The 13065-nt window shown below is 65.6% G+C and carries 14 protein-coding genes; 5 read left to right on the plus strand and 9 right to left on the minus strand.

Features of this window, described 5'->3' with window-relative positions:
- Nucleotides 1–90: 90 nt before the first annotated feature.
- Nucleotides 91–1347: an aspartate kinase gene (locus J6525_RS28145; protein WP_092083106.1), complete on the minus strand. Its 1257-nt coding sequence runs from the start codon at nucleotides 1345–1347 to the stop codon at nucleotides 91–93.
- Between the two features lie 209 nt (nucleotides 1348–1556).
- Here J6525_RS28145 and J6525_RS28150 point away from each other — a divergent pair, with 209 nt between their 5' ends.
- The 3 genes from J6525_RS28150 to J6525_RS28160 all read left to right on the plus strand — a co-directional run bounded on the left by J6525_RS28150 (nucleotide 1557) and on the right by J6525_RS28160 (nucleotide 3977).
- Entirely contained in the window at nucleotides 1557–2024 is a 468-nt protein-coding gene (locus J6525_RS28150; protein WP_057015559.1) for a PH domain-containing protein, read from the plus strand.
- 14 nt (nucleotides 2025–2038) lie between these two features.
- Nucleotides 2039–2821 carry a bifunctional 2-polyprenyl-6-hydroxyphenol methylase/3-demethylubiquinol 3-O-methyltransferase UbiG gene (ubiG, locus tag J6525_RS28155; RefSeq protein ID WP_225647091.1) on the plus strand — a complete coding sequence of 261 codons (783 nt, stop codon included), beginning with the start codon at nucleotides 2039–2041 and terminating at the stop codon, nucleotides 2819–2821.
- 256 nt (nucleotides 2822–3077) lie between these two features.
- On the plus strand, nucleotides 3078–3977 hold the full coding sequence (locus J6525_RS28160) for an EamA family transporter (RefSeq protein ID WP_225647092.1): 900 nt from the start codon (nucleotides 3078–3080) through the stop codon (nucleotides 3975–3977).
- Nucleotide 3978: 1 nt separating this feature from the next.
- On the opposite strand, the gene J6525_RS28165 is transcribed toward J6525_RS28160, so the two are convergent.
- The 5 genes from J6525_RS28165 to J6525_RS28185 all read right to left on the minus strand — a co-directional run bounded on the left by J6525_RS28165 (nucleotide 3979) and on the right by J6525_RS28185 (nucleotide 6986).
- Nucleotides 3979–4419 (minus strand): EamA family transporter, encoded by a 441-nt coding sequence (locus J6525_RS28165; protein ID WP_225647093.1) that lies wholly within the window; start codon nucleotides 4417–4419, stop codon nucleotides 3979–3981.
- A gap of 113 nt (nucleotides 4420–4532) precedes the next feature.
- Nucleotides 4533–5003 carry a DUF1178 family protein gene (locus J6525_RS28170; RefSeq protein WP_225162707.1) on the minus strand — a complete coding sequence of 157 codons (471 nt, stop codon included), beginning with the start codon at nucleotides 5001–5003 and terminating at the stop codon, nucleotides 4533–4535.
- Complete coding sequence (locus J6525_RS28175) at nucleotides 5000–5875, minus strand: carbon-nitrogen hydrolase family protein (RefSeq protein WP_057015555.1); 876 nt, start codon at nucleotides 5873–5875, stop codon at nucleotides 5000–5002. The genes J6525_RS28170 and J6525_RS28175 overlap by 4 nt, the downstream gene beginning before the upstream one ends.
- Nucleotides 5875–6147 (minus strand): glutaredoxin 3, encoded by a 273-nt coding sequence (gene grxC / locus J6525_RS28180; RefSeq protein WP_225647094.1) that lies wholly within the window; start codon nucleotides 6145–6147, stop codon nucleotides 5875–5877. The genes J6525_RS28175 and grxC overlap by 1 nt, the downstream gene beginning before the upstream one ends.
- Before the next feature lie 29 nt (nucleotides 6148–6176).
- The gene (locus J6525_RS28185) at nucleotides 6177–6986 is read right to left on the minus strand and encodes a ComF family protein (protein ID WP_225647095.1); all 810 of its coding nucleotides are present in this window, start codon (nucleotides 6984–6986) and stop codon (nucleotides 6177–6179) included.
- Between the two features lie 77 nt (nucleotides 6987–7063).
- On the opposite strand from J6525_RS28185, the gene J6525_RS28190 reads away from it, so the two are divergent.
- Nucleotides 7064–7906: a methyltransferase domain-containing protein gene (locus J6525_RS28190; protein ID WP_225647096.1), complete on the plus strand. Its 843-nt coding sequence runs from the start codon at nucleotides 7064–7066 to the stop codon at nucleotides 7904–7906.
- A 365-nt stretch (nucleotides 7907–8271) separates the two neighbouring features.
- On the opposite strand, the gene J6525_RS28195 is transcribed toward J6525_RS28190, so the two are convergent.
- On the minus strand, nucleotides 8272–8682 hold the full coding sequence (locus J6525_RS28195; protein ID WP_028343243.1) for a (deoxy)nucleoside triphosphate pyrophosphohydrolase: 411 nt from the start codon (nucleotides 8680–8682) through the stop codon (nucleotides 8272–8274).
- A gap of 174 nt (nucleotides 8683–8856) precedes the next feature.
- Here J6525_RS28195 and J6525_RS28200 point away from each other — a divergent pair, with 174 nt between their 5' ends.
- Nucleotides 8857–10185 (plus strand): TadE/TadG family type IV pilus assembly protein, encoded by a 1329-nt coding sequence (locus J6525_RS28200; protein ID WP_225647097.1) that lies wholly within the window; start codon nucleotides 8857–8859, stop codon nucleotides 10183–10185.
- Nucleotides 10186–10476: 291 nt separating this feature from the next.
- Here the strand turns inward: J6525_RS28200 and argJ are convergent, their stop codons facing one another.
- Entirely contained in the window at nucleotides 10477–11718 is a 1242-nt protein-coding gene (argJ, locus tag J6525_RS28205) for a bifunctional glutamate N-acetyltransferase/amino-acid acetyltransferase ArgJ (RefSeq protein ID WP_092083218.1), read from the minus strand.
- Nucleotides 11719–12002: 284 nt separating this feature from the next.
- Nucleotides 12003–12929, minus strand: coding sequence for a peptidylprolyl isomerase (locus J6525_RS28210; protein ID WP_225647098.1), 927 nt, complete (start codon nucleotides 12927–12929; stop codon nucleotides 12003–12005).
- Nucleotides 12930–13065: the final 136 nt, after the last annotated feature.

The raw sequence follows: 13065 nt of genomic DNA on the forward strand, positions 1-13065 counted from the left end.
TCCGCGACGGATGAGAGGTCCCCATCCGCGGAGACAGACCCCTCACCCGGTTTCGATGCTCCCGCATCGAACCCGCCCTCTCCCACAAACCTACGCCTGGTCGAGGCCGTACAGCGTGTGCAGCGTGCGGACCGCGAGCTCGGTATAGGCGGCGTCGATCAGGACCGAGAACTTGATCTCGGAGGTGGTGATGGCGCGGATGTTGATGTTGCGGTCGGCCAGCGCCTTGAACGCCTTGGCCGCGACGCCGGCATGGCTGCGCATGCCGCTGCCGATCACCGAGACCTTGGCGACGTCGGTCGCGGTGTCGAGGCGGGCGTAGCCGATTTTGGCCTTGGCGGCGGTAATCGTGTCCTTGGCGCGGTTATAGTCGCCGGCCGGAACGGTGAAGGTGAGGTCGGTGGTCTTGCCGTCCTCGGACACGTTCTGCACGATCATGTCGACATTGATGTTGGCATCCGCGAGCGGCCCGAAGATCGCGGCGGCGACGCCGGGCTTGTCTTCGATCTGGCGCACGGAAATCTGGGCTTCGTCCTTGGAGAAGGCGATGCCGGTGACGACGTGCATTTCCATGATTTCCTCCTCGCTGCAGATCAGCGTGCCCGGCGGCTGGTTGGCGTGCGGGTCGATATCCTCTGGCTTGTCGAAGCTGGAGCGCACGAAGATCGGCATGTTGTGCACCATGCCGAGTTCCACCGAGCGAACCTGCAGCACCTTGGCGCCCTGCGAGGCCAGTTCCAGCATGTCCTCGAAGGCGATCTTGTCGAGCCGGCGCGCCTTCGGCACCACGCGGGGATCGGTGGTGTAGACGCCGTCGACGTCGGTGTAGATGTCGCAGCGGTCGGCGCGCAGCGCGGCGGCGATCGCCACCGCCGAGGTGTCCGAGCCGCCGCGGCCGAGCGTGGTGATGCGGCCGGTATCGGGATTGATGCCCTGGAAGCCGGCGATCACGGCGACTTCCTTGCGCTCCTTGAAGCGGGTGATGATCTCGGTGCCGTCGATATCGAGGATGCGCGCCGAGGCATGCGCCTCCGAGGTCTTGATCGGGATCTGCCAGCCCTGCCAGGAACGCGCCTGGATGCCGATGCCCTGCAGCACGATCGCGAGCAGGCCCGAAGTGACCTGTTCGCCGGAGGCGACCACCGCGTCATATTCGCGCGCGTCGTGCATCGGCGAGGCATCGGTGCACCAGGCCACCAGCTCATTGGTCTTGCCGGACATCGCGGAGACGACGACGGCGACCTCGTGGCCCGCGTCGACCTCGCGCTTCACATGCTGCGCGACGTTGCGGATACGATCGATATTGGCGACGGATGTACCGCCGAATTTCATCACGAGGCGGCCCATGACGGCGCGTCTATTCCTTTAAGAGGATAAGTAGGTTAACCCACGCCGAAAACCGCAAGCGCGGGGACCGAAACGCGCGTATACATAGCGCCGCGCCCGGGGGCAAGCCGGTAGGTAGGGGGCCCTCGAGTGTCTTTTGGGGGTGTTTTGACCGGTTGCGGGCGGGTTGTGGCGCACGGGTAACACGGGACAACTCGAAGGCGGATTGGATGGGACGTTATATCGATGAGATCCTGCAGCCTGGCGAGAAGGTGCTGTATTCCACCAATGCGCACTGGATGTTCTATTTGCCGGCGATCGGGGCCTGGATCGTGGTGCTGGCGCTCTTGATCCTGTCGCGGATGACGACGGTCGACGGCCTCGTGATGGCCTGCTTTGCGGCCGCCGCCGTGGTCGCGGTCGCGGCGCTGTACTGGACCGCCGCGGCCTGGTTCCACCGCTGGACCACCGAAACCGACGTCACCAATTTCCGCGTGGTGCACAAGAGCGGCTTCATCAAGCGGCGCACCTTCGAGATGAGCCTCGACAAGGTCGAGAGCGTCGACGTCAACCAGAGCATCATGGGGCGCCTGCTCAATTATGGCGACGTCACCATCCGCGGCGTCGGCGAGGGCATCGAGACCATCAGGACCATCGCCGCGCCGCTGTCGTTCCGCAATTCGATCACCGCGCGATAGGGGCGCGCGCAATCATGGCCACGCAATCAACTCTTTCCGGTTCCTCCGCCAGTTCCTCCGCCAATGCCTCCGCCAGCTCGGTCGATCCGGCCGAGGTCGCGAAATTCTCGAAACTGTCCGATGAATGGTGGGATCCGCGCGGCAAGATGGCGCCGCTGCACAAGATCAACCCGCTGCGCCTGACCTATATCCGCGACGCCGCCTGCCGCAAGTTCGAGCGCAACGCCAAGAGCCTCAGCTGCCTGTCCGGCCTGCGCCTGCTCGACATCGGCTGCGGCGCCGGCCTGTTGTGCGAGCCGTTCACGCGGTTAGGGGCCCAGGTAATCGGGATCGATCCCTCCGCCACCAACATCGCCGCGGCGAAGCTGCACGCCGACAAGGGTCATCTGTCGATCGACTACCGCTGCACCACGGTGGAGGAGATGGACGCCCGCGAGCGCTTCGACATCGTGCTGGCGATGGAGGTGGTCGAGCACGTCAACGACGTCGGCGCCTTCATCAAGCGCTGCGCGGTCATGCTCAAGCCCGGCGGGCTGATGGTGGTCTCGACCCTGAACCGCAACTGGAAAAGTTTTGCGCTGGCGATCGTCGGCGCCGAATACGTGCTGCGCTGGCTGCCGCGCGGCACCCATGAGTGGAGCAAGTTCGTCACTCCCGCCGAGCTCGAGCGCTATCTCGGCGACGTCAACCTCACCGTCACCGAGCAGGCCGGCGTGGTCTACAACCCGCTCGCCGACAAATGGACCGTGTCGACCGACATGGACGTGAACTACATGGTGGTGGCGGAAGAGGTGTGAGTTGAGTGTCACGGCCTTGGCCACACAACAGGTGTCGTCCCTGCGAACACAGAATGCGTAGCCCGGATGGAGCGTAGCGTAATCCGGGACTGCTTAGTCCGCGGATGAGCTGGCCCCGGATTGCGCTTCGCTTCATCCGGGCTACGGAAGTTTGTGGACATCGCGCAATCCAGTCATGCGCTCACTCGGTTGACCGCGTCAGCGGCAATCGGCACGCTGTGCGTGTCCTCCCGCCGGCATGCTTTCCTTATCCCCCATGTTCACGATCGCCTCGCTCTGGATTCCATTCACCATCGTCGCTGCGTTCGGGCAGGTGGCGCGCAATGCGATGCAGCGGCATCTGACCGGTCCGCTCGGGACCTGGGGCGCGACCAATATCCGTTTCCTGTTCGGGCTGCCGTTCTCGGTGGTGTTCTTCGCGCTGGCGGTGCTGTTGACCGGCGATCGCGTGCCGTGGCCGGCGGCCGCGTTCTGGCCGTGGCTGGTAACCGGCGCGCTCAGCCAGATCGTCGGCACCGGCTTCATGCTGCTGGCGATGAACGACCGCTCTTTCGTCGTCACCACGGCCTACATGAAGACCGAGGCGATCCAGACCGCGATCTTCGGCTTCATCTTCCTCGGCGACCATCTCACCTCGTCCAAGGTGATCGCGATCGTGATCGCGACCATCGGCGTCGTCATCACCGCGCTGCGGCCCGGCGGGCAGAAGAGCTTTGCCGACCTGCGCCCGACCGTGCTCGGCCTCGGCGCCGCCGCGGTGTTCGCGATCTCGGCGGTGAGCTTTCGCGGCGCGATCATCGCGGTGCCCTCAGTCTCATTTGTCACGGCGGCCTCCTACACGCTGATGTGGAGCCTCCTCGTGCAGACGCTGATCCTGTCGGTCTATCTGTTGCTGCGCGCGCCCGACGTGCTGAGGTCGATCCTCAAGCTGTGGCGGCCCTCGATGTTCGCGGGCTTCATGGGCGCGTTCTCATCGCAATTCTGGTTCCTGGCGTTCGCGCTCACCGCCGCCGCCAATGTGCGCACGCTGGCGCTGATCGAGGTGCTGTTCGCGCAGGGCGTGGCGTATTTCTCGCTCAAGCAGCCGTTCTCGCTGCGCGAGGTGTTCGGCATCGTCCTGATCGTGATCGGCGTCGCCTTATTGATCGCTGCCTAGGTCAGCCCTTGACCGCGATCAGCACCGCGCCCGCCGAGATCAGCGCAATCCCGAGCCAGCCATAGGCCGAGGGGCGCTCGCCGAGGAAGACCGCGCCGAACAGCGCCACCAGCACGACGCTGAGCTTGTCGATCGGCGCGACCAGCGTCGCAGGTCCAAGCTTGAGCGCGCGGAAATAGCAGATCCATGACGCGCCGGTGCCGAGTCCGGACAGCAGCAGGAACAGCCAGCTCTTGCCCGAGATCGGCCCGGACTGGGCGAACTGTCCGGTCGCGAACAGGATGGCCGACAGCGTGATCAGCACGACCACGGTGCGGATCAGGGTGGCGAGATCGGAGTTGATGCCCTCGACGCCGACCTTGGCGAAGATCGCGGTCAGCGCGGCGAAGACGGCGGAAAGAAACGCCCAGACCTGCCAGGAGGAGAATGAGTCGGGTGTCATGCTCTTCCCAGATTGTCATTCCGGGGCGGTGCGCAGCACCGAACCCGGAATCTCGAGGTTGCGGCGCGAGATTCCGGGTTCACGCTTCGCGTGCCCCGGAATGACGGAGTGAATCAATTCCGGTCTTCCGGCAGCGTCGGCAGCGGCGAGACCTCGACGCCTTCGTCGATCAGCGCGCGGGCCTCTTCGGGCGAGGCTTCGCCGTAGATCGGCCGGTGCTCGATATCGCCGTAATGCATCTTGCGTGCTTCGTTCGGGAAGCGGTCGCCGACATTGTCGGCGTTCTTCACGATGTGGTCGCGCAGCTCCTTCAGCTTGCTGCGCAGCTCGCGCTCCTGCGCCATCATCAGCGATGTCGACTCGCTCGCCGCTGCCTCGACGGGCGCGGCCGGCGCCGGCTGGGCCGGTTCGCGGCCCTTCTTGCTGACGACCTGCGGCGCCATGATCGCGCGCTCGATCTTGCTCGAGCCGCAGGATGGGCAATCGATCAGGTGACGCCGCTCCTGCGATTCATAGGCCGCGGAGCTCTGGAACCAGCTCTCGAACTGGTGGCCGCGCTCGCAGCGCAGCGTGTAGCGGATCATGCCGAACCCCGGACGAGGTGCAGATGTTCCGGGCCGGCCTTGGGGTCGGCAATGCCGAAACGCCTGCCATGCTGCAACGAGGGAATGGTCTTGCGTGCGGTCTCGACCTTGGCGGGATCGATCTCGGCCAGGAACACGCCCGGCTCGACGCCGCCCTCGGCGAGGATCTCGCCCCAGGGGTCGATGATCAGCGAATGGCCGAAGGTCTCGCGCTTGTTCTCATGCAGGCCGGCCTGCGCCGCTGCGAACACGAAGCAGCCGGTCTCGATGGCGCGGGCGCGCAGCAGCGTGTGCCAATGCGCTTCGCCGGTCTTGCGGGTGAAGGCGGACGGCACGGTGAGGAACGATGCGCCGGCTTCGGCCAGCGCGCGATACAGCGCCGGGAAGCGCACGTCGTAGCAGATCGTCAGTCCGATCCGGCCCCAGGGCAGGTCGGAAATCACGGCCGTCTCGCCGGGCTGATAATTGGCCGATTCGCGATAGCTTTCGCCGCCCGGCAGATCGATATCGAACATATGGATCTTGTCGTAGCTCGCGAGCAGATTGCCCTCGGGCCCGATCAGGAACGAGCGGTTGACCGCCTTCTCCGGCGAGTAGCGCAGCGCGAGCGAGCCGATATGCAGGTGGATCTTCAGCTCGGCGGCCAGCGCGCGATACGCCTTCAGCGACTGGTCGTCCTCTTCGCTCGCCAAATGCTCGAACAGCGCCTTGCGATTGAGCTGCATCATGTTGCTGACCTCGGGGGTCAGCACGTACTTGGCGCCCTGCGCCGCCGCCTCGCGGATCAGCCGCGTGCCCTGCTCGAGGCTCGGCTCCGGCAGCAATCCGGTGCGCATCTGCACCATGGCGGCGGTGAAAATGTTTTCCGTCATCAGGCGCCGCCTCCGTTGCTGAGCAGGCCGTCGAGCTTGCCCTCGCGGTCGAGCGCGTAGAGCTCGTCGCAGCCGCCGACATGGGTCTTGCCGATGAAGATCTGCGGGAAGGTCGAGCCGGCACCGGCGCGGCCGTACATCTCGTCGCGATAGGCCGGGTTGCTGGCGACGTTCAATTCGGTGAACGTGGCGTTCTTGCGCGTCAAAAGCGATTTGGCCGCGCTGCAATAACCGCAGCCCGGGCGGGTGTAGATTTCAATGGCAGCGGTCATGGTGCGCTCGGTTGAACCAGAATGTCAGATTATATGGGAGCGCGGTGGGTATCGACAACCCGGGCAAACACCAGCACGTCGACCTGCGCGGCTTTGGCGCGGAGCAGCGCCCGCGCGCAGGCGTCCACTGTCGCTCCCGAGGTCAGGACGTCGTCGATCAGGATCACGCGGCGGCCCTGGACGTCAGCCTTGCGTTCGTCGGCGACCCCGAATGCGCCCTGCACATTGCTGGCGCGATCCTTGCGTGACAGCCCGATCTGCTGCTCGGTGGCGCGGATGCGCCGCAGCGCTTCGGCAGCCATTTTGACGCCGCTCTGGAGCGCGATCACCTTCGCGAGCGCCCCGGACTGGTTGTAGCGCCGGCTCCAGCCGCGCCGCCAATGCAGAGGAACCGGAACCAGCAGATCGGCGTCGGCTAGCAATTCCTTCCCCGCCCGCGCCATCCAGCGACCCATTGTCGGCGCCAGATCGGTGCGATCCTGGTATTTCAATGCGTGCACCAGCGTGCGCGCGACGTCGTCATAGCGCACCGCGGCGCGGGCGCGCTGGTAGGCCGGCGGATTGGCGATCGCCTCCATCGACAGCAACTCGGGCCCCGGATCGTAGACGAAGGGAATCCCGAGCCGCGGGCAGAACGGCGGCGCGATGAACGACAATCTGGCCCAGCAGGCCGCGCACACCCCCTCGCCATCGACCGGCTCACGGCACGAAACGCATAGCGTCGGCAGCGCGATATCGAGCGCCAGCCGCGCGGTGCGCAGCCACGCGCTCCCGATCGCGCCGAGCGCGCGGTGGACGTGACCGGTAATGGAGCGTGTCGGTGATGCCTCGGCGTCCATGGCGGCGAGGCTAGCGTTTGATCAATGCAGGCTCAAGGCGCATTGCCTGCGACGGCGGTCCGGCGTAACCAGCCGGCATGACACCGAACCCGCCGACCGCCCCCATCCTGTTCGACCGCGCCTTGCTCGGCGCGCGGCTGGCACGCGCGCGGCGCGAGGGCGCGGCGACATTCCTGCTCGAGCGTGCCAGCGAAGACATGGCGGACCGCTTGCTGGCGGTGTCACGCAGCTTTTCCGCGGCGGCCGATGTCTGGACGCCGGGCAACGGGCTCGCGGACGCCCTGCGCGGGCGTGTCGCCGCGGTCGATGCGATCGGCTTCAGCGAGGTGGAATCGCTCGGACTGGCGCCGGAGTCGCGCGATCTAGTGGTCTCCGCGCTCGCCTTCCAGTTCGTCAACGATCTGCCGGGCGTGCTGGCGCAGATCCGCCGGGCGCTGAAGCCGGACGGGCTGCTGCTGGCGGCGATGCTCGGCGGCGATACGCTGACCGAGCTGCGGCAGAGCTTTGCCGCGGCGGAGGCCGAGTGCGAGGGCGGGGCCTCGCCGCGCGTCGCGCCGTTCGCCGATCTGCGCGACATCGGCGCGCTGTTGCAGCGGGCCGGCTTTGCGCTTCCGGTCACCGACGTCGACCGCGTCGTGGTGCGCTATGCCAGCGTGTTCGCGCTGATGGCTGACCTGCGGCGCATGGGCGCGACCAATGTGCTGCGCGAGCGACGTCACACCTTAACCCGTCGCGCCACCATGCTGCGCATGGCACAAATCTACGGCGAACGCTTCGCCGATTCCGACGGCCGTATCCGCGCCACCTTCGACATCGTCTGGCTGTCCGGCTGGGCGCCGCATGAAAGCCAGCCGAAGCCGCTCAAGCCCGGCTCGGCGAAGGCGAGCCTTGAGGCGGCGGTGAAGGGGACGAAGCGTTAGGGACGCACGATGCAAGGGCTCCCTCTCCCGCTTGCGGGGGAGGGTTGGGGTGGGGGTCTCTCCACGAGTCGTATCGCGGAAATAGCCCCCACACGGATCGCATCTGCGATGCGATGCGGCCTCCCCCGCAAGCGGGAGAGGCCGACCGAGCCAGCGGATAAGTCGCGTTCATATGCGATTGCCCTGCCCTTGCGGGGAAGGCGAGGGGGCGCTTACGCGATTTCGGAATAATGGAATTATGCCGGTGAGTTGCCCGACGTGTCAAGTCGCCTGGTCGGACGCCGGCCACCGCCACCTGCTTTGCATGGGGTTGTTTTCGATATTTTGGTAGCGCGCCTCCCCGCGAGCGGAAGAGGCGAAGAGGATCACAGCAACAGATCGATCAGATGCGGCAGCAGCGGGATGTCCGCGGGCGGCATCGGGTAGTCGCGTAGCTTGCTTGCGCGGACCCAGGCGAGGTTCTGGCCCTCGCGCGCCACCGCGATGCCCTCCCAGCGCCGGCAGATGTAGAGCGGCATCAGCAGATGGAAGGTCTCGTAGGCATGGCTGGCGAAGGTCAGCGGCGCGAGGCACGGCTCGCTCACGGTGATGCCGATCTCCTCGTGCAGCTCGCGGATCAGAGTCTGCTCCGGCCGCTCCCCGGGCTCGATCTTGCCGCCGGGGAATTCCCACAGGCCGGCCAGCGCCTTGCCCTCGGGGCGCTGCGCCAGCAGCACGCGCTTGTCGGCATCGACAAGCGCGCACGCGACGACGAGGGTCAGCTTGATGTCAGCCATGCGGCGGGGGATTCCTTCCAGTCTGCAAGCTTTCATTAACCAGCAACGCGCTGTCAGCCAAACGATTTATGCCCGCGCGGCTTTCCGCGATCGCGATAAGCCGGCCTTAATTCGTATCCGGCAGGGTGAAGGTTCTCATTTATCTGCCCATTATATTCTTTGCCGACATAACCCATGAGCACCTTGATCCGGACCATCAGCCGTTTCCGTCGCGATCGCTCCGGCAACATCGCAATGACCTTTGGCCTCGCTGTGCTGCCGCTCGTCGTCGCGGTCGGATGCGCGGTCGACTATTCCCGCGCCAACCAGATCCGCAGCAAGCTGATATCGGCCGCCGACGCCGCGAGCGTCGGATCGATCGCCAAGGCGTCGCCCGGCTTCATCGCCGCCGGCGCCATGACCTCGGACGGTGAGATCCAGGCGGGCGAAGCCGATGCGGCCAAGATCTTCAACGGCAACATCTTGAACCAGAACGGCTTCACGCTGACCAGCGTGACGCCGACCATGACCAAGAACGGCGGCGTCATCACCTCGACGGTCAAGTTCACCGCCGATGTCCCGACCATGTTTCTCGGCGTCATCGGACAAAGCAAGATGACGGTGACCGGCGCGTCGACCTCGACCGCGAACATGCCGCTCTATATCGATTTCTATCTCCTGCTCGACAACTCGCCGTCGATGGGGGTTGCGGCGACGCCCGCTGACGTGACCAAGATGGTCAACAACACGTCCGACAAGTACGCCTTCGCCTGTCACGACTACAACGACGCCAACAACTACTACAATCTCGCCAAGACGCTCGGCGTGACGACGCGGATCGACGTGCTGCGCAGCGCGACCCAGCAATTGATGGACACGGCCGCGAACACCGCGACCTATGCCAGCCAGTACCGGATGGCGATCTACGATTTCGGCGCCTCGTCGAAGACGATCGGCCTGCGCGCGCTGTTCTCGCTGTCGACCAGCCTGTCGAGCGCCAAGTCCGCGGCCGGCAACATTGACCTGATGGGCGTCTACGGCAACAACGATTCCTACACCGCCGACAAGGACAGCCAGTTCTCGACGGTGCTTCCGGCCATCAGCAACGCGATCAGCGCGCCGGGCCCGGGCACGGCGGCAGCGCCGATGAAATACCTGTTCTTCGTGTCCGACGGCGTGGCCGACGAGCCGAATTCAAGCTGCCTGAAGCCGATCAGCGGCGGCAACCGCTGCCAGTCGCCGATCAATCCGGCGCTGTGCACTGCCATCAAGAACCGCGGCGTCAAGATCGCGGTGCTCTACACGACTTACCTGCAGCTACCGACCAACAGCTGGTACATGACCTGGATCGATCCGTTCAATCAGGGCCCGTTCGGTCCGTCGCCGAACAGCCAGATCGCGCAGAACATGCAGGCCTGCGCGTCGCCGGGCTTCTATTTCGAGGTCAGCCCGACCCAGGGCATCGCGGACGCGATGAACGCGCTGTTCAAGAAGGCCGTCGCCGACGCGCGGATCAGCAGCTAGCGAAGCGCATACGCTCTATCACCGTCACCCTGAGGAGGCCGCAAAGCGGCCGTCTCGAAGGGTCGACGGCCAGGGTTTCTCTATGCGGCGCTCTCGTGGCCGTGCATCCTTCGAGACGCGCTACGCGCTCCTCAGGATGACGGGACTCACGCCGTCATTGCGAGCCAACGGGTCGCGCGAACGCGCGCCCGATGACAGGCTCCGCGAAGCAATCCATCTGTCCGCATGCATGGACGGATGGATTGCTTCGTCGCTTCGCTCCTCGCAATGGTGGCGACGCTATGTCGGCTGCTACGACCTGTAGTCCCCGTTGATCGCGACGTATTCCTTGGTGAGGTCGCAGGTCAGCACGCGGTCTTTGGCCTTGCCGAGGCCGAGCGCGACCTTGATCTGGATCTTCGGCGCCTTCATCGCCTCCGACACCTCTTTCTCGTTGTAGGACGGATCGCGCGCGCCGCTCTTGGCGACGCGGATGCCGTTGAAGGAGATCGAGAGCTTGTCGCGGTTGGCGGGCTCGCCGGCCTTGCCGACCGCCATCACCACGCGGCCCCAATTGGCGTCCTCGCCGGCGATCGCAGTCTTCACCAGCGGCGAATTGGCGATTGACATCGCGATTCTGCGTGCCGACGGTTTGGTGGTGGCGCCCTCGACCACGACCTCGACCAGCTTGCGGGCGCCTTCGCCGTCGCGCGCCACCTGCTCGGACAGATCAGCGAGGATCTGCTGGAACGCTTTGGTGAAGGCCTTCAGCCGCGGGTCGCCGGCGCGCGAGATCTTCGGCGCGCCGTTGGCAGCGGCGGCGCCGGTCGCGAAGGCGAGCAGCGTGTCCGAGGTCGAGGTGTCGCCGTCGATGGTCAGCGCATTGAAGGTGTCCTCGACGCCGGCCTTGAGCAGGGATTGCAGCACCGATGCCGACAGCGGCGCGTCGGTGAAGACGAACGACAGCATGGTCGCCATGTCGGGCATGATCATGCCGGCGCCCTTGGCCATGCCGTTGATCGTCACCTTGGCCTTGCCGAGCTTCACGGTCGCGGTGGCGACCTTCGGAAAGGTGTCGGTGGTCATGATCGCCTTCGCTGCGTCCATCCAGCGATCGGGGGTCGCGGTCTCCGCGAGCTGCGCCAGCACGCCGTCGAACTTGGTGGCGTCGAGCGGCTCGCCGATCACACCGGTGGAGGCGAGGAACACGTCCGACGTCGCGCAGCCGAGCGCCTTCGCCGCGATCTGCGCGGTCAGCGCGGTCGACGCCTTGCCGGTCTTGCCGGTGAAGGCGTTGGCGTTGCCGGAATTGACCACCAGCGCGCGCGCGGCGCCGCCTTTCAGCTTGGCGCGGCACCATTCGACCGGCGCCGACGGGCACTTCGACTTGGTGAAGACGCCGGCCACCGCGGTGCCCTTGTCGAGCAGTGCGAGCAGCACGTCGGTGCGCCCCTTGTAGCGGATGCCGGCGGCAGCGGTCGCAAGCCGCACACCCGCGATCACGGGCATCTCGGGAACGTCGGGCGGGGCGAGGGGGGAGACGGCGGTGGACATCGGCAAGCTTCCGGCTACGGGGAGGGAAGCGCTCCATAACATCTCGCCGCAAGAAGCGGGAGAGGGCTGCGATGCGAACGCGCTGTCATGAATCGTTCAAGGAAGCGGTAGCGCGACGAATGCGTAGCCCGGATGGAGCGAAGCGCAATCCGGGACGAGTCCCTCCGCGGCAACAGACCCCGGATTTCGCTGCGCTTCATCCGGGCTACGAGGACGGGCTAAAAAAGCAAAATGGCCGGGACGAGCCCGGCCATCGCGCATTGAAGCTATTGACGTCGCGAAGCTTACTTCTTCGCCGGCGCCATCTTGTTGTCGGCCGGCTTCGGCGAGTCCTTGGCGGCATCCGCCGGCGCGGCCGCGTCGGCCGGCTTGTCCATGCGCTCGATCTTGGCGGCCTCGCGCAGCTTGGCGACGTAGTCGGCCTGCGCCTTGCGGGTCACATAGGTCTCGATCTGGGCCTTCACCTGCTCGAAGTCGGGCGCCTTGCGGTTGCGCTTTTCCTCGACCTTGATGATGTGCCAGCCGAACTGCGACTTGACCGGATCGGAGATCTTGCCCGGCTCGAGCGAGAAGGCGACCGCGGAGAATTCCGGCACCATCTGCTCCTTGGTGAAGAAGCCGAGGTCGCCGCCGTCGGAGGCGCCGGGGTCCTTGGACTTCTTCTTGGCGAGTTCGCCGAAGTCGGCGCCCTTGTCGAGCTCGGCCTTGATCGCCTTGGCCTCGTCCTCGGTCTCGACCAGGATGTGGCGGGCGCGCACCTCCTGCTCGCCGGTGATCTGCTTGGCGGCCTCCTCATAGACCTTCTTCATGGCGTCGTCGGTGGTCGCGGCCTTGCCCTCGCTGGCAAGCAGGCTGTCCATCAACAGGCGGTTGCGGGTGAAGGCGAGCCGCTTCTTGAAGTCGTCATTGTTCTCGATTTTCTTGTCCTCGGCGGCCTTGGACACGATCTTCATGTCGATCAGGAAGGACAGCACGTTGTCCTTGCGGGTCGAGGGGTCCATCTGCTGCAGGCTCTGGCCGAGTTCCTCCTCGGCGAGCGCCACGTCGCTGGCGTGGATCTCCGAGCCGTTGACCTTCGCCAGCACCGGGTCGGATTCCGCGGCCCGGACCGGGAGGCCGGCAGCCAGCACTGCGACAAGACAGCCCGTCGCGGCCAGGGTGGCGAGGCCGAGGCGCAGGCCGGTTTTGGTTTCCGGGGGCGAGGTGGTCATGCAAAATCCTTGTCTCAAAGGGGGGAAGCTCGAGCGGGGCGGACACTCGCCCAATCGTGTTACATTGGCAACGCGAAAGTCTTGTCAAAATGATGAATTCCTTGACATCTTGCCAGCGTTGACAACCCCCCGACCG

The sequence above is a fragment of the Bradyrhizobium australafricanum genome, from assembly GCF_020329495.1.
Taxonomy (GTDB): Bacteria; Pseudomonadota; Alphaproteobacteria; order Rhizobiales; family Xanthobacteraceae; genus Bradyrhizobium; species Bradyrhizobium australafricanum.